Raw genomic sequence first — 17,943 nt, forward strand, 5'->3', positions numbered from 1 at the left:
TCGTCGCACGTTACGGCTTGCGTAAATACGTCCAATGCCGGTTATGGTTCGACGTTTCTGGGAACGTGTCGCCGGCTTTCAGTTTCAGCTTTTTCGGATGTTTCACATTGTCGCCTGTTTCGCCGATTTCAATATAGACACCGTTGTTCGGCGCTTTATCCCCTGGTTTAAAATGGCGCGGTTGACCCATTGGTTTCATCCCCCTTGCTTCGATTGCATTTGTTAGCATTCCCGATTTCGCCGCTGTTCATAAGAAGGGAAATGATGGAGGGCGCCACGGCGCGCCAAGCCTTTTACAAAGAACTTATAAAAAGCAAAAAAGGAACTCCCGAAGAGGGAATTCCTTTTTCCTATAGAATCGACACTAAAATCGCTTTTTGGGCATGAAGCCGATTGCCGGCTTGTTCAAAGACGAATGAGTTTGGACCGTCCATGACGCCAGCTGTCACTTCCTCGCCGCGATGGGCCGGCAGGCAGTGCAAAAAGAGGTAATCTGGTTTTGCCGCTTTGACGAGCTCTTCGTTTACTTGATACGGCTGAAACACTTGCAGCCGCTCAGCACTTTCGCTCTCTTGCCCCATGCTCGTCCAGACATCGGTATAAATCGCATCAGCCCCCGCCACCGCCTCAAGCGGGTCATGCGTCACCGTAACGGTGGCGCCTGTCTGTTCGCCGATGCGGCACGCCGCCTCGACGTAAGCTGATTTTGGTTCATAGCCCGGCGGACAGGCGATGGCCACATCCATGCCCACTTTCGCCGCGGCAATGAGAAGGGCGTTAGCGACGTTATTGCCGTCACCGACATAGGCGAGCTTGACGCCTTGGAACATTTTTTTCACTTCATAAATCGTCAGCAAATCCGCCAGCGCTTGGCAAGGATGGTCGTCATCGGTCAAGCCGTTGATGACCGGAACCGACGCGTATTCCGCCAATTCTTCGACCTTTTCGTGGGCAAACGTCCGAATCATCATGACATCGACGTACTGCGACAAGACGCGGGCCGTATCGGCGATCGTTTCGCCGCGGCCGAGCTGCAGGTCGTTGCCATTCAAGTAGAGCGCTTGGCCGCCGAGCTGGATCATGCCGACTTCAAACGACACGCGCGTGCGCGTCGACGGCTTTTCAAAAATCATCGCCATCGTTTTGCCGACAAGCGGCGTATACGAAATCCCCGCTTTTTGTTTCGCCTTTAAGTCGGCGGCGAGCGCCAACAAGTCCATAATTTCGTCCGTGGAAAAATCGAGCAGCGTTAAAAAATCTCTCCCTTTTAATGACATCACTGCATTCATAAAATCACCGCCTGTTCTGCCTGTTTTTTCTTTTCCAACCAGCCGTGGATCGGCTGCACATCAAGATGATCCACATCGAGCGCCTGCAAGAAGAGCTTCAATGTCTCGGGCTCTGTGAAGACGAGCAATTGTCGGGACAACGCAGCCATTCGTTTCAGCGCCTCGTCTTCTTCTTTGCCCAAGTCGATCACCGCCAGCGCCGCATCGCGCTTCACCCATTCGGCAAACGGGGACTCGAACACGATCACCAGCTGTTTCGCTTCGATTTCCGCCGCCAGCGCTTCATCGATGCCACCAATGACGTAAATTTCATTCGCATTTGCTTTCTTTTGCAAATACGCATAAAACGCCTTGTACGCTGCTTCTTCCTTCGTCGCGGCGATGCTGATGCCTTCGCCGGTCGATTTCATTTCCGGCCCAACGGTTGGGTCAACGCCCAGCAGTTTGTATGTGGAAAATACTGGGTATTTCAACACAACGTACGGCAGGACCGCCAATTCACACCCTTTTCCATCCACCATGTCGACAAGCGATTTCCCAAGCAATAACTTTGTCGCAATTTGCGCCAGCGGAACGCCGGTCGTTTTGCTGACGATCGGCACCGTTCGGCTCGCGCGCGGGTTGACTTCCAACACGTATACATCGCCGCCGGCAATGACGTATTGAATGTTCATAATCCCTTTAAAACCGAGTTTTTTCGCGATTCGTCCGGCATAATCGATGATTTTCGTTTTTTCTTCGTCTGTGAGCGTCTGCGTCGGCAGCCAAGCGTAGCTGTCGCCGGAGTGGACGCCGGCTTTTTCGACGTGTTCGATAATCGTCGGCAGCAACATGTCCGTCCCGTCCGTCACGATGTCTGCTTCCGCTTCTTTCCCGTCCAAATACGCGTCAATCAAAATCGGGTATGTCAACTCCCCTTGCTCGATCAGAGCGGCGAGCTGCACCTCATTGTGGACGATGAACATGCCGCGGCCGCCGATGACATAAGATGGACGGAGCAATATCGGATAACCGATCTCCTCCGCTTTGGCGGCGAGCTCTTCGGCGTTGTCCGCCATCAAGCCGGGGACGTGCGGAATGTCAAGTTCTTCAAGCAGTTGGTAAAAGCGGTCGCGGTCTTCGAGCTGGTCAATGATATCGTAAGTGACGCCAAGCAACGGCACACCGGCTTCTTCGAGTCCTTTGACCAAATTGATCGCCGTCTGGCCGCCGAATTGGACGATGACATGCTTGATTTGTTCGGCTTCAATGACATCGAGGACGCTCTCTAAGGTAAGTGGTTCAAAGTATAGGCGGTCAGCGACGGCAAAATCGGTCGACACCGTTTCCGGGTTGTTGTTGATCATCACCGTCTCATACCCTTCCTGCTGCAAAGCAAACACGCTATGGACAGAGCTGTAGTCGAACTCAATGCCTTGGCCGATGCGGATCGGCCCGGCGCCGATGATCAGCACTTTCTCCTTGCCGCTTGCTTGTTTCCGCTCATCTTCGCCGAAATACGTCGAGTAGTAGTAATCCGTCTCCGAATGGAACTCGGCCGCACACGTATCGACCATTTTGTATGATGGCACGATGCCGAGCTCCTTCCGCTTGTTGCGCACGTCGAGCTCAGTCACGCCCCACGTTTCAGCCAAAAAGGCGTCGCTTGCCCCTTTTTCTTTCAAGAAACGGAACGTCGCTTCATCGATTGTGTCGAACGTCGTCGCCGTGGCTTGCTTCTCAAGGGCGACGAGCCGTTCGAACGAGCAAAGGAAAAAGCGATCGATTTTCGTCCACGCATGAATGGTTTCGACTGTTACGCCGCGGCGGAGCAGCTCCAAAATAGCGAAAAAGCGGCGGTCGTCTTTATTGACAAGCAACTGTTTCAACTCGTCATTCGTTTTCGCCGAAAGTTCCGGCAAAAACAGTCCATTGTTTTTGCCTTCAAGCGACTGAACCGCTTTTTGGAATGCCCGTTCCATATTGCGGTCGATCGCCATCACTTCTCCAGTCGCCTTCATTTGCGTGCCGAGCTTCCGGTCCGCATACGGAAACTTGTCAAACGGCAAGCGCGGAAACTTGACGACGACATAGTCCAAAGCCGGTTCAAAGCTGGCGTATGTCGTTTTCGTCACCGGATTGACGAGTTCCGCGAGCGTATAGCCGACCGCCAACTTCGCTGCAATGCGGGCGATCGGGTAGCCGGTCGCTTTGGACGCGAGCGCCGACGAACGGCTGACGCGCGGGTTGACCTCGATTAAATAATATTGTTTGCTGTTTGGGTCAAGGGCAAACTGAATGTTGCAGCCGCCGATGATCCCTAAGGCAGAAATGATTTTCACCGCTGAAGAACGAAGCATTTGGTACTCTTCGTCCGTGAGCGTCTGCGACGGCGCAACGACGATCGAATCGCCCGTATGGACGCCGACCGGGTCGACGTTTTCCATATTGCAAACCGTGATGCACGTATTCGACTGATCGCGCATCACCTCATACTCAATTTCTTTAAACCCGGCGACGCTCCGTTCAATTAAGCATTGCGTGATCGGGCTTTCAGCGAGCCCTTTTTCGACGAGAGCGATAAATTGCTCCATGTTTTCCGCAATGCCGCCGCCCGTCCCGCCGAGCGTATACGCGGGACGAATAATGATCGGAAAACCGATTTTTTCGGCAAACGCGACCGCTTCTTCGACGCTCGTAATAATTTCGCTTTCCGGCACCGGTTCGCCAAGCTCATGCATCAATGCGCGGAACGCTTCGCGGTCTTCTCCGCGCTTAATCGCTTCAATCGGTGTTCCGAGCAGTCTCACCCCATATTTTTCGAGCACGCCGGCTTCATGAAGCGCAAACGCCAAGTTGAGCCCGGTCTGGCCGCCGAACGTCGCCAGCAGCCCGTCCGGACGTTCTTTGGCGATGACCGCTTCGACGGCGTCGACCGTGAGCGGCTCGAAATAAACGGCATCGGCATGGACGTCATCCGTCATGATCGTCGCCGGATTGTTGTTCACCAAAATGACGCGGTATCCTTCTTCTTTCAAGGCGATGCACGCCTGTGTACCAGAATAGTCAAACTCAGCCGCCTGGCCGATGACGATCGGCCCTGATCCAATCAGGAGAATGGACTGAAGCGAACAATCTTTAGGCATACACTTTCTCTCCCTTTGCGACGGTTTGCAAAAATTCGTCGAAAATATATCCGGTATCATGCGGCCCCGGATGCGCCTCGGGGTGGTATTGCACCGATAAAATCGGCTTATGGCGATGGACGAGGCCTTCGACCGAGCCGTCATTGACATTGACAAAGCGGACGTCAAACGGCATGGCCGCCAGGCTTTCCTCTTTGACGACATAACTATGGTTTTGCGACGTCATCATTACTTTTTGTTTCACGGCATCCCACACCGGCTGGTTGGCGCCGCGGTGCCCGAAGCGAAGCTTTTCCGTATCCGCCCCGTGCGCCAAGGCAACAAGCTGATGGCCAAGACAGATGGCAAGCGTCGGATACCGGTCGATGAGCCGGCGGATAGCCGGGAGCTGGGCGCTTAACTGCTTCGGATCGCCCGGGCCATTCGAGAGAACAAGGCCGTCCGGCTTGAGTACATCGATCGCTTCCGGCGTCGTATCGTGCGGCACGACGGTCACTTGACAGCCGCGCGATACGAGCGAGCGCAAAATCGATTTTTTATAACCGAAATCGAGGAGCACGATATGCGGCCCTCCGTGGCCATACGTCTCCATTCTTTTCGTCGACACGGCGCGCACCAGGAACGCTGCTTCCTCACGAAAGACAGATGGAACGGACGACAGGCTGAGCTCCGCCATCATCGTCCCTTCCGTGCGGATTTCTTTGACAAGGGCGCGCGTATCGACGTGGGTGAGCAGCGGAATGTTCCAATGCTGCAAATATTCCGCCAGGCTGTATTTCGCCCCGTAATGAAACCCTTCGCGGCTCGCCTCGTAGACGATGACCGCTTCCACATGCGGGCGCTTGCTTTCAAAGTCTTCCTCATTGATGCCGTAGTTGCCGATCAACGGGTACGTAAAGACGATGATTTGGTTTTTATACGACGGGTCGGTCAGCACTTCTTGATATCCGGTCATGCCGGTAAAAAAGACGATTTCCCCGCTCACCTTTCCTTCAAGCGGGGCGGCAAGCTCGCCGCTGAACGTTTTCCCGCTGGCCAGATGCAAATACGCTTTCATTGGCGCCACCTCATCGTTTGATTTTTATAACCGCTCAAGAATTTTTATGCATAAATAGGAATAAAAATGAAGCCGTCAGCTGCCTGATTACAAGACAGCCGAGGCGTTGGCATGCTTCAATACTGCCGTTAACATGTCCACCGCTTGATCGATTTCCGCCTTCGTCACAACAAGCGGCGGCAGCAGGCGGATCACCTTCGGCCCGGCCGGCAAAACGAGCAAGCCGCTTTCATGAATCAAAGGCAAGAGTGGCGCGATGTCCATTTGGCATTCCACCCCGACAAGCAGTCCGAGCCCGCGCACGTCCTTGACGATGTCAAGCGGGGAGAGCGTCTCGTTTAACCGTCCGAGCAAGTAGCTCCCTTTTTCTTGCACCTCTTGCAAAAACGCTGGATCGAACACGACTTCGAGCGTCGCCTTGGCGGCGGCCATCGCGATCGGGTTGCCGCCAAACGTCGATCCGTGCACGCCCGGACCGAACGACTCCTTCAAAAACGCTTTGCCGATCATCGCACCAACCGGAATGCCGCTGCCAAGTCCTTTGGCGACCGTCATTATATCCGGCTCAATGCCAAAATGTTGGTAAGCAAACGGCTTCCCAGTCCGGCCGATGCCGGTTTGCACTTCGTCAATGATCAGGAGCGCGCCGTATGTTTGACACAGCTCCGCCGCCGCTTGCAAAAACGCTGGATCCACCGGGCGGACGCCACCTTCGCCTTGGACGACCTCAAGCATCACCGCCGCAATCTCATCGCTCATGGCTTCTTTCAGCGTAGCCACATCATTGAACGACAAATGGATAAATTCCGGAAGGAGCGGGCCGAAGCCGCTATGCACTTTCTCCTGCCCGGTCGCCGCCATCGTCGCAAACGTCCGGCCGTGAAACGATTGATGGAACGTGATGACTTTGTGTCTTCCGGTATGTTTGCGGGCCAGCTTCAACGCGGCCTCGTTCGCCTCGGCCCCGCTGTTGCAGAAAAAGACGCAGTCGCCGGCGCTGTGATCGGCAAGCAAGGAGGCGACCTCTTCTTGAATCGGGATCGTAAATAAGTTCGATACGTGCCAATATTGATTGAGCTGTTGTTCAATCGCCTTTTGGACGTGTGGATGACGATGGCCGAGATTGCAAACGGCAATGCCAGAAACGAAATCGAGATATTGTTTTCCGTTGACATCGGTCACCACCGTTCCTTCCGCCGATTGAACGGCAATCTTCCAGCGGTTGTATGTCGGAAACAGCGCGCTCATTATTAGTAGACCCCCACTTCGTTTTCTTTCCGAATCGTTGTCCCGTGCCATGTTCCTTGTTCATAAAACGGCGCTTTGCCGCTGACGATCACCACTTCCGGCAGCGCATCGGACAGGGCGGAGATCGCTGCTTTCACTTTTGGGATCATCCCGCCGGTGATGACGCCGTCTTCGATCAACTGCTCGACCATCTCCGCTGTCGCTTCTTCGACGAGCGTGCCGTCTTGCAAAATGCCAGGCACGTTCGTCACAAAGGCGAGCTGGCTCGCACCGATGGCTGCGGCCACCGCCCCGGCCGCCGTGTCGGCGTTAATGTTGTATGTTTGCCCGCTTTGGTCGATGCCAAGCGGGGAAATAACCGGGATGTAGCCCGCCTCAAGCAGCGTGCGCAAAAGACGGAAGCGAACCGTTTTCACCCGGCCGACATAGCCAAGTTGATTTAAGTCAATCGGTTCCGCTTCGAGCAGCCCTCCGTCCACGCCCGAGACGCCGACAGCCGGCAAACCGTGTTGTGTAAGCATGGCGACGAGCTGTTTGTTCACTTGGCCCGAGAGCACCATTTCTACAACAGCAAGCACTCCTTTGGTTGTTTTCCGCAAGCCGTTGACAAACTCGCTCGGCACCGCCAGTTTTTTCAACATTCGCCCGATTTCCGGGCCGCCGCCGTGGACGATGACGACATTCATCCCTTGTTCGCGCATCGTTTTCACGCTGGCAAAAAAGGCGGGAGACAGCTCATCAAGCACGCTGCCGCCGCATTTGATCACGACCGTGTTCCCCATTTCTCTCTCCCCTTATGTTCGGTAGCTGGCGTTAATTTTCACGTAATCGTACGTCAAATCGCAACCCCAAGCGATCCCAAAGCCATCGCCGATATGAAGATCGACGTCAATGACGATCATTTCATTTTGCAAGTAGGCGGCCGCTTCCTCTTCCGAGAACGGCTGCGGCTCGCTCCCTTTTAACATCACGATCGGCCCGATGGCGACATCGACGTTGTCGGGGTTCACGTCGGCATCCGCATAGCCGATCGCGCCGATGATTCGCCCCCAGTTGGCGTCCGCGCCGTAAACAGCCGTTTTCACCAAGTTGGAGCCGACGATTTGCTTGGCGATTTTTTTCGCCTCATCATCCGTTTTCGCGCCGCGCACGCGCACTTCGATCAGCTTTGTCGCCCCTTCGCCGTCTTTTGCGATTTGTTTCGCCAAGTCTTCGCACGTTTTTCGCAGCGCTTCGTAAAAGCTCCCCCAATCTGGATGATCGGGCGTCAGCTCGCCATTCCCAGCCAAGCCGCTCGCCATGACAACGACCATATCGTTTGTCGACGTGTCGCCGTCGACTGTAATTTGGTTAAACGAAACGTCCGTAATCGATCGCAGCGCCGCGTGCAGCACCGGAGGCGAAATATTGGCATCGGTCGTAATGAACGCAAGCATCGTCGCCATGTTCGGGTGAATCATCCCCGACCCTTTCGCCGCCCCGCCGATCGTCACCGTTTTGCCGTCCACCGTCGTTTGGTAACAAGCGCGCTTCATCACCGTATCGGTCGTTAAAATGGCTGTTTGAAACGCTTCAGCATCCGCCATCGTCGCTCCTGGGGCAAGCTTTTCGATGCCGGCGCGAATTTTCTCCATCGGCAAATATTCGCCGATCACGCCCGTTGAAGCAACAGCCACACGATGCGGCGCAAGGCCGAATTGTTTCGCACACAGGTCGCGCATTTCATACGCATCGCGAAGCCCTTGCGCACCAGTGCAGGCGTTCGCGCAGGCGCTGTTGACGATGACCGCCTGCAATGTTTGCTCGACCGCTAGGCTTTCCTGCGTCACTTTGAGCGGCGCCGCCTGAAAATGGCTTTGGGTATACACAGCGGCGGCCGAAGCTGGCACGTCGCAGATAATGACCCCTAAATCATTTTTCGAATAGCGCAGCCCGGCTTGCACTCCGGCCGCTTGAAATCCTTTTGGCGTGACGATCGTTCCATCGGCAAGCGCCGTCACTTGCGCCGTTTGTTTCGTCATTGTCATCGTTCGTTCCCCTTCCTTACGGATAGATCGGCAAGGATGGGAGGCCCGCGGCCTCATCCCATCCCATCATCAAATTGAAGTTTTGCACCGCCTGCCCGGCCGCGCCTTTCATCAAGTTATCGATCACCGACACGACCGTCACCCGACCCGTCCGTTCATCATAGGCGAGGCCGATGTCGCAATAGTTCGAGCCGTACACTTCTTTCGTCGCCGGAAACTGTCCCGGCTGGCGAATGCGGACAAACGGCGAATCTTGATAACTTGTTTTATATAAATCTAGTAAATCGCTAAGGGAAAGCGGCTGTTTCGCCTTCGCGTACATCGTCGCCATAATGCCTCTTGTCATCGGGATCAAATGGGTGCTGAACGTGATCGGCTCCATCGCCTCGTTCCATGTTTCGAGCATTTGTTCAATTTCCGGAATGTGCTGATGGGCGTTCACTTTATAAATTTTCACGTTTTCGTTTACTTCGGAAAAATGCGTTCCGAGCCCTGCTTTCCGCCCCGCGCCCGACACGCCCGACTTCGCATCAACGACGATCGAGTCTTCGTTTACCCATCCTTCCCTGACAAGCGGAGCCAGACCAAGCAGCGTCGCCGTCGGATAGCAGCCTGGGTTGGATAGAAGCTCGGCCTCGCGGATCGCTTCTCGGTTCCACTCGGTCAATCCGTACACCGCCCGCTCCAAATACGCAGCCGGCGCCGCCTCGCGCCCGTACCATTGTGCGTACACCGCGCCGTCTTTCAAACGGAAATCACCCGATAAGTCAATCACTTTCACCCCGCGGTCGACAAGCGCCGGAGCCCACTCCCCCGACACCCCAGGCGGCGTGGCAAAAAAGACCGCATCATACTTGACGAGCGCTTCGATGTCCAGTTTATGCAAGACCGCGCCGTCGATCGCGCCGACGTGCGGGAAGCTTTCCGACAAATGAATCCCATCTTGCGACGACGAATAGACGTCACAGCGGTCAACGTGCGGATGGCCATGCAAGATGCGAAACAGCTCCGCGCCGCTGTATCCCGTCGCCCCGATGATTGCCACTTTCATGACGTTCCCCCTCACCCGTATGTGCCTCATGTAGTACCCATTATAATACTGTATAAAAATAAAATCAAATGTATATTTAATAATTTTTGTGGAATTTTTTTCTTTCTCATTCACCTCCCCACGGAGCGGCCAAACCTGCTCTGACTGCACTGATGGAATCCATTCTTTTATCCATCCACCCATTGACTCCGGCGTACAGACTCTCACGAAAGATTCACCCAATGTTCAACAAGTTTTCAATCTTTTCACTATCCTTATATTGACTTCCCTCTTTTTTCCTGTACACTTTTATATAGCGACACATTCTACGCAAGGTTGTGATCGGATGAACGAGGTTGAATCTCGTGAATGGCAGAAATGGCTTACATCACTTGGACATGATCTTCGCCTTGAAAAAGGAACGTACTTGTTTCAAGAAGGGGAAAAGGCAGACGACATTTACTATATTCGATCGGGGAAAATCCAAATCAGCAAAATGGACATGGACGGACGGGAGCTGACGCTGCGCATTTGCAGCCAAGGCGATTTGATCGGCGAGCTGACGCTCTTTTGCCCCGGCGCCCGCTATATGCTGACGGCGAAAGTGCTGGAAGACGGCGTCGTTTCCGCCATTAAGCGCGAGACGCTCGAACAAGAGCTCGCCAACAACCCGAAACTGGCCATCGAATTCATGAAATGGATGAGCCTCCATTTCCGCAAAACGCAAACGAAATTCCGCGATTTGATTTTACATGGCAAAAAAGGAGCGCTGTATTCCACGCTCATCCGCCTTTGCAACAGCTACGGCGTGATGAAAGAAGACGGCATTTTGATCGACGTGCCTCTTACGAACCAAGAGCTTGCCAACTTTTGCGGCACCGCCCGCGAAGTCGTCAACCGCATGCTCGGCGACTTGCGGAAAAAAGGCGTCATCTCCGTGCAAAAAGGAAAAATTCGCGTCCACGACTTGCAATACTTGCGCGACGAAATCGCCTGCGAAGGCTGCCCGCCCGAGCTGTGCAGCATTGACTGACGGGCGGGTGCGGCGAAAAAGAAGGGGCTGACCTCCAAAGATCGTCTTACGACCTTTGGAGATAGCTGGTGCTATGTCAAGAAAACGGACACGTTAAACCTCACATTTCGCACCCTAACAAGGTTACAAGAAAGGATTTTTCTTTTTTAGAATCACTTTCCGACCAACACAACGAGCGATGGCAATCCTTTGATGTTAGTCTAGATTATAGACACAACGAATAGAGAAATGTATAGTAAATCTATCAATCATAAGGAGTGTCTATAATGACAAGACGTTTTGATAAAGAATTCAAAATACATGCAGTAAAATTAGTGGTCGAGGAAGGAAAAGTGGTCTCTCAAACCGCAAGACAACTCGATATTTCGCCAAAAACTCTTCATAAATGGGTCGCAGATTATAAAAAAGATGCCGAACATAGTTTTGTAGGAAGTGGAAACCTCAAACCAGAAGATCAAGAAAAGCGCGAACTCCAAAAACGCATCCGTGACCTTGAGGAGGAAAACGCTATTTTAAAAAAGGCCATGAGCATCTTCGCCAAAAACCAGAAGTAATTTATACATTCATTCATACGCATAGAAAGGAGTTTCGCGTGGCGAAGATGTGTGAAGTCTTAGGCGTTTCAAGAAGTGGATACTATGCTTGGATCAAACGGCCGGAGAGCCAACAAAAGAAAAGACAGGAAGCGTTGAAAAAGCAAATCAAAAAGATTCATATCAATTCAAGAGAAACATATGGCAGTCCAAAAATCACAAAAATCCTTCAGAAACAAGGAGTCGAGGTATCTCAAAAAACGGTCGCCAGAATCATGAAAGATGGGAACATTCGTTCAAAAACAAAGAAAAAATACAAGGCAACCACGAACTCGAAGCATCATTGGCCTGTGTACCCCAACTTATTGAATCAGCAGTTTGAAGTGAATGAGCCGAATCAAGCATGGGTGGCGGATATCACGTATATTTGGACGAAAGAAGGCTGGCTGTATTTCGCATCCATCATGGATTTGTTTTCTCGTAAAATTGTAGGATGGCATCTTTCCGAGCGTATGACAAAGGAGTTAGTGATCAAAGCATTCCAACGAGCCATCCATCGGCGAAATCCTCAACCTGGTCTGATTCACCATTCGGATCAAGGGAGCCAGTATGCATCGAATGAATACCAAGCCATGTTGAGGCAATACGGAATCCAGACGAGCATGAGTCGAAAGGGAAACTGTTATGACAACGCATGTGCGGAATCGTTTCACAGCATCCTGAAAAAGGAACTCATTTTCCACGAAACCTTTACGACAAGGAAAGAAGCGAAACAACGGATTTTTGAATACATTGAGTGTTTTTATAATGCCGAGCGAATTCATTCCGCTAATGAGTACGTGTCTCCGATGGCGTATGAGAAGATGCATCAGCAAGGCAAAAAGCAGTGAACTCTTCTCTCCACAAAGTCACGATATAAGGGGCATCTTTCCTCTTGAGAAGGGGAAGGGTTTACCAAACCGTTCTCCTTCTCAAGAGGCCACCAAACGAAGTGCGGTAGTAGGGTTTTAAAATTTTTCTCGATTTTACGTGTCTGTTTTCTTGACATAATACCACTTTTTTTACCATCGCTCATTGTTCCTTTTTTCTCCGCGAAGGAGAATGGCGCGCTCCACGGCGTGTCTTGGGCATCCACTTCGACCAGCGCGGTTTTGACGATCCGAAGCGACGAAGGGCCTCTCGTGATCAAAAAGGCGTTGGCGGTCTTCGTTTGTGCCAGTGTGTCTTTCGTCATGGCGGCCGAATCGGCCACATAAATCCATTCCTTTTCGATCTTCGTCTGCTTCAGCTGTTTCTGTACTCGGGACAACACTTCGGGATTCCACGTCTTATCCGGTAGATTGCCGTTGTATCCATCACCATTAAAAGGGGATGCCATCCTCATTGCCGATCAGCCCAAATCCGATCTGCTTTTGCCAACGATGATGCCGGTTGTCGCCATACGTCATTTGCAAGACATCCGGCGAGGCCGATTCATACGTACCGTAAACCGATACATCGGTCGTATCGGCATGGAACACCCGAAGAGGGATTCCTTCTTTCTTATACATTTGCACAAGACAGGTGGAAAGAACGGCATGGATATTGGCGTCGTATAGTCGATCAAGATGGCGCGCGATGGCATCGTCGTGGAACCAAGAAGGGGAAAGCCCTGGGCGGATCAGCTTAGGCCAATCGATGTCATGCGCCCATTGTTCCAAATGAACGAGCGCTTACCGGCCGCTCAAGATATCCAAGGTGAGCAGACAGACCACATCGCTGGCTCGAGTTTGGCATTGAGGATCCACGGGAACCAGATGATCAATCAACCGAGGGAGGCCAAGATCCTTGAACAGGGCGATTATTATACAAATAGAAACTTTCATAAATGGCACGGATTTGAACGCTCATGACGGAGAAACTCCCTTTGCTTTCCTTGAGTGTCAAGGATTCATTCGACGATGGACACAAAAAATCCTCCCGATTTTCGTCGGAAGGGTGCGAAATGTGAGATATACATAAGCGTCATTGTCGTCGTAGCGAATCGATTACCTGATGAAGCGGGACGAAACTTCATAACAGCTGTTTATATTAAGACTCACCCAATCTCATTTCCCCTGGAATGACTATTTTAAAAGAAAATTCAACAGATTCTCCGTTAAATTTCTTAGCCTTCACGTTCATATTCATGGTTCCAGTTGCATGAAGTAAATTCCCAGTTAACTTAAAAACCCCCTTATCTACTTTAAATGCATTGTACGTAACGTTATAATTCGGTAGCATAGAGAGTGTTACTTCAACTTTTTCGATATCCTTGTTATTGAAATTCATTGTTAACACGTTTAATCCGGGATACAATGGTGAAATGTTAACATCAAGTTTTACTTTTTCTTTTTCCACTGAACTTGGATATATCCCTTGTTCAGCAGCACTAGGTGCGGATACGACTAAAATAGAAGCAAAAAATAAGATAAACACTCCATAAATCCATTCCACTCGTGCACGGTAAATAACTTTGTTTACCGCTTTAGATGTTAGATTTTTTATCGATCTTCTTTGCAAATATCCTAATCCCAAAACAAAAAACGTGGCAACAATTTTAAATACTACTCCTTTTCCCCATTCACTTTGGATAAAGTTTTTTATTGTAAACGATGGAACATATTGCTTTGTCATAAACAAACCTGTAAAAATGATAACAACAAAACTGATTAGTGCCCACTTCGAAAATTTTGGAATTACATTTTTTAACCGATCTTTCATATTTTCTTTTTTTGGAATGGTGATTAACCCAAATAATCCTCCTATCCAAATAGACGAAGTCAATAAGTGCAAGACATTAACTCCAATAGTTAAGTAACCGCCGTAACGAGGATAAGAAGCATGTCCAATAACAGCTGGTAATAACAGCAGAGCCATACCATAAAAGAAAAGCCGAATTTTATCAAACAATAATCCCAAAACTAATAGTATTCCTTGTATAACCGGTATCCAAACAAATTTTAATGATAAAAAATGAATCATTGATAAGTTTCCTGTTTCCACTTTTTGCGATATGACAATGATGCCCTCTCCAATTAAGACTAAAATGATGAGAGCTAAGGAAATTTTGTTCCATTTCGAATCATTTTCTTTTAAAATAACAGAATTGAAAAAAGTTCCTCCAAATAAAGTTGTCAATCCAATAAATAAAATCCAATAGCCCCATTGTTTTAATCCAATATTTTGAAACCATAAAGATTTTGTTGGCACACCTTTATTCCCTTGTTGTATTGGCGTAAACTTATCAACAGCAAAATAAAAGACATCCAGAATATCTGGTTCACTATTATCAAACGTCTTGCTTGGACGTGCATACCAAGTGACTTGGTATGTTCCCGATGAAAGTTCTTCACCGAAGTAAACCATGACATGGGTGGGATCTTTCGGATCTATTATCGGTTCCTTTACCATCACGGATTGTTGGCGATCATCAAACACCCCGATCGCCGTGATTTCAGCGGGCATATTAAACCACAAATCTATTTTTTTAGGTGATTCATGAACAATTTCGCCATCATCAGGTAAGAAATCCACAATTTTCAGTGTTTCTTTTTTCTTATTTTTATTTCCTTCCCCGATCACTTGAAACATTAGGTTTTCTTTCATTACATCACCGTCTAATGAAATCACGTTTATATTTGCAACATAATTTCCAGCTGGCAAGTCATTGTTTATTCGGCTAATCACATGAGTTTTATCTTTTGGATCAACTATCGGTTTTTCTATCTGTATCGGGTTTCCTGTTTCATCCGCTAGTTTAATCGATTCTGGATGGATAACTACCGGATCTTGAAACCATACTTCAATCGATGGTGGACTTTGATTTAATCTTTCTCCATCTTTAGGAAAGGTCTTCTCAAGACTTGAATGAGCAAAACTCGATGTTCCGGGAATTATAAAAAATAATATTATAAGCATACCAATACACGTTATAAATGAGCGTAAAAACGGCAAGAAATTCCCTCCTTCCAAACAATGGATTTTAAACAAAAAATAAAGGTAACTATCCAGCTATATAACTTACATTTCGCACCCTCTCGGCGAAAATCGGGAGGATTTTTTATGCCCATCGTCGAATGAATCCTTGACCCACAAGGAAAGTGAAGGAGTTTGTCTCTTATGAGCGTTCAAGTCCAAAAGGTCTATCGCAATTCTTATTTGAATATCATAAGTGCCCTATCCAAGGAGCCGGGTCTGCCCCAATGGATTGAACCATCTCGTTCCCTTCGATCCGCAGTGCCAGACGCGAGCCAGCGATGCCGTTCAAGGCATTCTCTACAATGTGTTTGACGGCCGGCAAGCCCTCGTTCACTTGGAACAGTGGGGTCACACGATCGACCTGAAGAAACTCATCCGTTCCGGGCTCCATCCTTCCCAGTTGAATAACGATGCGTTGGCCTGTCATCTCGATCGTCTGTATGAGGACGGCATTCACCACGTCATCAGCGCTTGCTTGATTCCTATTTATCGCAAAAAAGGTCTTTCCTTCTGAGCCTTTCACGCCGATGCAACGGACAAGACGGTTTACGGCGCCTATGAATCGGCCTCGTTGGAGGCCCTGCAGATCACGCATAGCTGCAACCGCCATCATCGTTGGCAAAAACCAATCGGTTTCGGACTCGTCGGCAACGAGGACGGCATCCCGTTTTATGGCGATGTGCACGACGGCAACCTTTCCGATAAAACGTGGAATCCCGAGGTGCTGTCGCGGATCCATGAGCAGCTGAAGCAAGCGAAGATCGAAGACGAATGGATTGACGTGGCCGATTCCGCCGTGATGACCAAAGACACCCTGGCGCAGACGAAAGCCGCCCATGCCTTTTTGATCACCCGAGGCCCTTCGTTGCTCTGGATCGTGAAAAGGGCATTGGCCGAGGCTGATGCCACAGACACCACATGGAGCGCCCCCCTTTACGCTGGCGGAGAGAAACGGCGCCACGCACCGGGTATGGGAAACATCCATCACCTATGAAGATCACCCGGTTCGGCTGATCGTCGTCGAATCGAGCGCGCTCGATCAGCGAAAAGGAAAGACGCTTGAAAACGAACGAGCCCAAGAAGCGGAGCTTCTTCGCGAGGAACAAGCCCGTTGGGAGCGCCATCCATTCTCCAGCCGCGAAGATGCCGAACAAGCCTTGTTTTGTTCTTGTAAATTTTTCACTTGCATCTGTAGTAATTTTAGTTCACTCGATTGATTTGTTGACTGAGTTGTGTGGCAGTCCTGGTACCGTCAAGAATTTTGTGTAATGTAAGATAGATAGGGTATCTCTGAAATAGATTTAGAATAGAGGGGAAGACTGGTTTCCTCCACACAGGAGACTGAATATTCAGTCTCCTGTGTGGACAGAGGAAATCCCCTTTCTTTGTTTATTTGTTTATTTACAATATTTGGTTAATTGTAGCGTTCTTCAAACATTCGTTGCAGGGCTTCCTGTGCTTCGGCAAATCCTCTTAACTTTCGTCCTGCCCATTTCTCATTAAAATCTTGGATGGTCAAATACACGACTTTTTCCGCGGCTTCTAAACTGCTCAAACTGTTCATCGGCTTTAGACGCTTCCGAATCTCTTTGATCGTTCGTTCGATGGCATTCGTCGTGTAAATCATACTTCGAATACTGCTTGGATCATTCATAAATGTTAGGAGGACATCCAACTCATTGGCCCAAGATTGAACTTCTCTCGGATACTTGATGGACCATTTCGACTCAAACTGTTGAAACATCTATAACGCCATCTCTTTATTCGGTGCGCGATAAATCAGTTTGAGATTCTCTGCCACTTCAAATTGATCTTTTTTCCGAACACGATTAAGAGTATTACGGACTTTATGAACGACACAACGCTGCACATCGGCTTTCGGATAAATCGCCTTAAAGGCTTCCTCCAGTCCCGGTAGTCCATCGAATACGCCCAGAAGCACTTCCTTGACGCCTCTTTTGTAGAGCTGTTGGAGAATCTTCCACCATCCATAGGCGCTTTCTTGTCCTCCCACGAAGAAATCCAGAATTTCTCGATACCCTTCTTCATTCACTCCTAACACCACATAAATGACTTCTTTCTCTACCGTATCGCGGCGAAGTTTCACGTACAAGCCGTCCAAATATACGACCGAATAACGTTTGGATAGTGGACGATGGTGCCATTTCTCGATGTCTTCTTTCACGACATCGGTAATCCGGCTGATCGTCGCTGGAGAATAAGCATTTCCTAGAATTCGTTCGATAAACTTGCCAATTTCCCGTGTACTCATGCCACTTTGATACATCCTAATGATGGCTTCCTCCAGCCAGCCGGTGTGGCGTTGATAAGGGGCAAACAACTGCGTTTGAAATTCTCCGTTTCGGTCTCTTGGCACCAAAAGCCCTTCAATCCGGCCATATTGTGTATCTAGATTTCGTTGATAGTAGCCGTTTCTCATATTGGATGTGTCTGCCTGTTCGATTTCGAGGAAATGTTTGATTTCTTCCCGCATAATCAGCTCTAATTTTTCCTTCACAAACTGACGAATGACACGTTCCAGTTGATTTGCCCAGTCTACATTCGGTATACTTTTAGACATAGGTAGGGTTCTCCTTTCTCT

11 protein-coding genes and 3 pseudogenes are annotated in these 17,943 nt (G+C 49.9%); 3 read left to right on the forward strand and 11 right to left on the reverse strand.

What is annotated here, in order from left to right:
• Positions 1–10: 10 nt before the first annotated feature.
• The 8 genes from IC803_RS13090 to argC form a co-directional block, all read right to left on the reverse strand.
• On the reverse strand, positions 11–190 hold the full coding sequence (locus IC803_RS13090) for a YjzC family protein (RefSeq protein ID WP_011230299.1): 180 nt from the start codon (positions 188–190) through the stop codon (positions 11–13).
• 160 nt (positions 191–350) lie between these two features.
• Entirely contained in the window at positions 351–1,289 is a 939-nt protein-coding gene (argF, locus tag IC803_RS13095; RefSeq protein WP_081210029.1) for an ornithine carbamoyltransferase, read from the reverse strand.
• Positions 1,286–4,414, reverse strand: a complete 3,129-nt coding sequence (locus IC803_RS13100) for a carbamoyl-phosphate synthase (glutamine-hydrolyzing) large subunit (protein WP_081210031.1) — start codon at positions 4,412–4,414, stop codon at positions 1,286–1,288. The genes argF and IC803_RS13100 overlap by 4 nt, the downstream gene beginning before the upstream one ends.
• Positions 4,407–5,471 (reverse strand): carbamoyl phosphate synthase small subunit, encoded by a 1,065-nt coding sequence (locus IC803_RS13105; protein WP_081210033.1) that lies wholly within the window; start codon positions 5,469–5,471, stop codon positions 4,407–4,409. Before IC803_RS13105 ends, IC803_RS13100 begins: the two co-directional genes overlap by 8 nt.
• An 87-nt stretch (positions 5,472–5,558) precedes the next feature.
• Positions 5,559–6,719, reverse strand: a complete 1,161-nt coding sequence (locus tag IC803_RS13110; RefSeq protein ID WP_081210035.1) for an acetylornithine transaminase — start codon at positions 6,717–6,719, stop codon at positions 5,559–5,561.
• 2 nt (positions 6,720–6,721) lie between these two features.
• Positions 6,722–7,501 carry an acetylglutamate kinase gene (gene argB / locus IC803_RS13115; RefSeq protein ID WP_081210037.1) on the reverse strand — a complete coding sequence of 260 codons (780 nt, stop codon included), beginning with the start codon at positions 7,499–7,501 and terminating at the stop codon, positions 6,722–6,724.
• 12 nt (positions 7,502–7,513) lie between these two features.
• The gene (argJ, locus tag IC803_RS13120) at positions 7,514–8,746 is read right to left on the reverse strand and encodes a bifunctional ornithine acetyltransferase/N-acetylglutamate synthase (protein ID WP_081210039.1); all 1,233 of its coding nucleotides are present in this window, start codon (positions 8,744–8,746) and stop codon (positions 7,514–7,516) included.
• A gap of 16 nt (positions 8,747–8,762) precedes the next feature.
• Positions 8,763–9,797, reverse strand: coding sequence for an N-acetyl-gamma-glutamyl-phosphate reductase (gene argC, locus IC803_RS13125; protein ID WP_081210041.1), 1,035 nt, complete (start codon positions 9,795–9,797; stop codon positions 8,763–8,765).
• Positions 9,798–10,122: 325 nt separating this feature from the next.
• Here argC and IC803_RS13130 point away from each other — a divergent pair, with 325 nt between their 5' ends.
• Together IC803_RS13130 and IC803_RS13135 are read left to right on the forward strand one after the other, a co-directional pair.
• Positions 10,123–10,809 (forward strand): Crp/Fnr family transcriptional regulator, encoded by a 687-nt coding sequence (locus tag IC803_RS13130; protein WP_081210043.1) that lies wholly within the window; start codon positions 10,123–10,125, stop codon positions 10,807–10,809.
• A 266-nt stretch (positions 10,810–11,075) separates the two neighbouring features.
• A protein-coding gene (locus IC803_RS13135; protein ID WP_255508572.1) for an IS3 family transposase occupies positions 11,076–12,232 on the forward strand; the annotation gives its coding sequence in 2 pieces (ribosomal slippage) (positions 11,076–11,331 and positions 11,331–12,232; 1,158 coding nt in all).
• 188 nt (positions 12,233–12,420) lie between these two features.
• On the opposite strand, the pseudogene IC803_RS13140 reads toward IC803_RS13135, so the two are convergent.
• Positions 12,421–13,232 (reverse strand): annotated as a pseudogene (locus IC803_RS13140) (IS1634 family transposase); the annotation flags it as partial.
• A 180-nt stretch (positions 13,233–13,412) separates the two neighbouring features.
• Complete coding sequence (locus IC803_RS13145; RefSeq protein WP_081211291.1) at positions 13,413–15,317, reverse strand: copper resistance protein CopC; 1,905 nt, start codon at positions 15,315–15,317, stop codon at positions 13,413–13,415.
• 165 nt (positions 15,318–15,482) lie between these two features.
• On the opposite strand from IC803_RS13145, the pseudogene IC803_RS13150 reads away from it, so the two are divergent.
• Positions 15,483–16,501, forward strand: a pseudogene (locus tag IC803_RS13150) (IS1634 family transposase); the annotation flags it as partial.
• A gap of 254 nt (positions 16,502–16,755) precedes the next feature.
• Here IC803_RS13150 and IC803_RS13155 read toward each other — a convergent pair.
• Positions 16,756–17,922: pseudogene (locus tag IC803_RS13155) on the reverse strand (IS256 family transposase).
• Positions 17,923–17,943 lie beyond the last annotated feature (21 nt).

It is taken from the genome of Geobacillus sp. 46C-IIa, assembly GCF_014679505.1.
Classification (GTDB): domain Bacteria; phylum Bacillota; class Bacilli; order Bacillales; family Anoxybacillaceae; genus Geobacillus.

Bases quoted from the DNA above. Each gene is read 5' to 3' on its own strand.
- IC803_RS13090 (WP_011230299.1), bottom strand. From the start codon at position 190: ATGGGTCAACCGCGCCATTTTAAACCAGGGGATAAAGCGCCGAACAAC.
- argF (WP_081210029.1), bottom strand. From the start codon at position 1,289: ATGAATGCAGTGATGTCATTAAAAGGGAGAGATTTTTTAACGCTGCTC.
- IC803_RS13100 (WP_081210031.1), bottom strand. From the start codon at position 4,414: ATGCCTAAAGATTGTTCGCTTCAGTCCATTCTCCTGATTGGATCAGGG.
- IC803_RS13105 (WP_081210033.1), bottom strand. From the start codon at position 5,471: ATGAAAGCGTATTTGCATCTGGCCAGCGGGAAAACGTTCAGCGGCGAG.
- IC803_RS13110 (WP_081210035.1), bottom strand. From the start codon at position 6,719: ATGAGCGCGCTGTTTCCGACATACAACCGCTGGAAGATTGCCGTTCAA.
- argB (WP_081210037.1), bottom strand. From the start codon at position 7,501: ATGGGGAACACGGTCGTGATCAAATGCGGCGGCAGCGTGCTTGATGAG.
- argJ (WP_081210039.1), bottom strand. From the start codon at position 8,746: ATGACAATGACGAAACAAACGGCGCAAGTGACGGCGCTTGCCGATGGA.
- argC (WP_081210041.1), bottom strand. From the start codon at position 9,797: ATGAAAGTGGCAATCATCGGGGCGACGGGATACAGCGGCGCGGAGCTG.
- IC803_RS13130 (WP_081210043.1), top strand. From the start codon at position 10,123: ATGAACGAGGTTGAATCTCGTGAATGGCAGAAATGGCTTACATCACTT.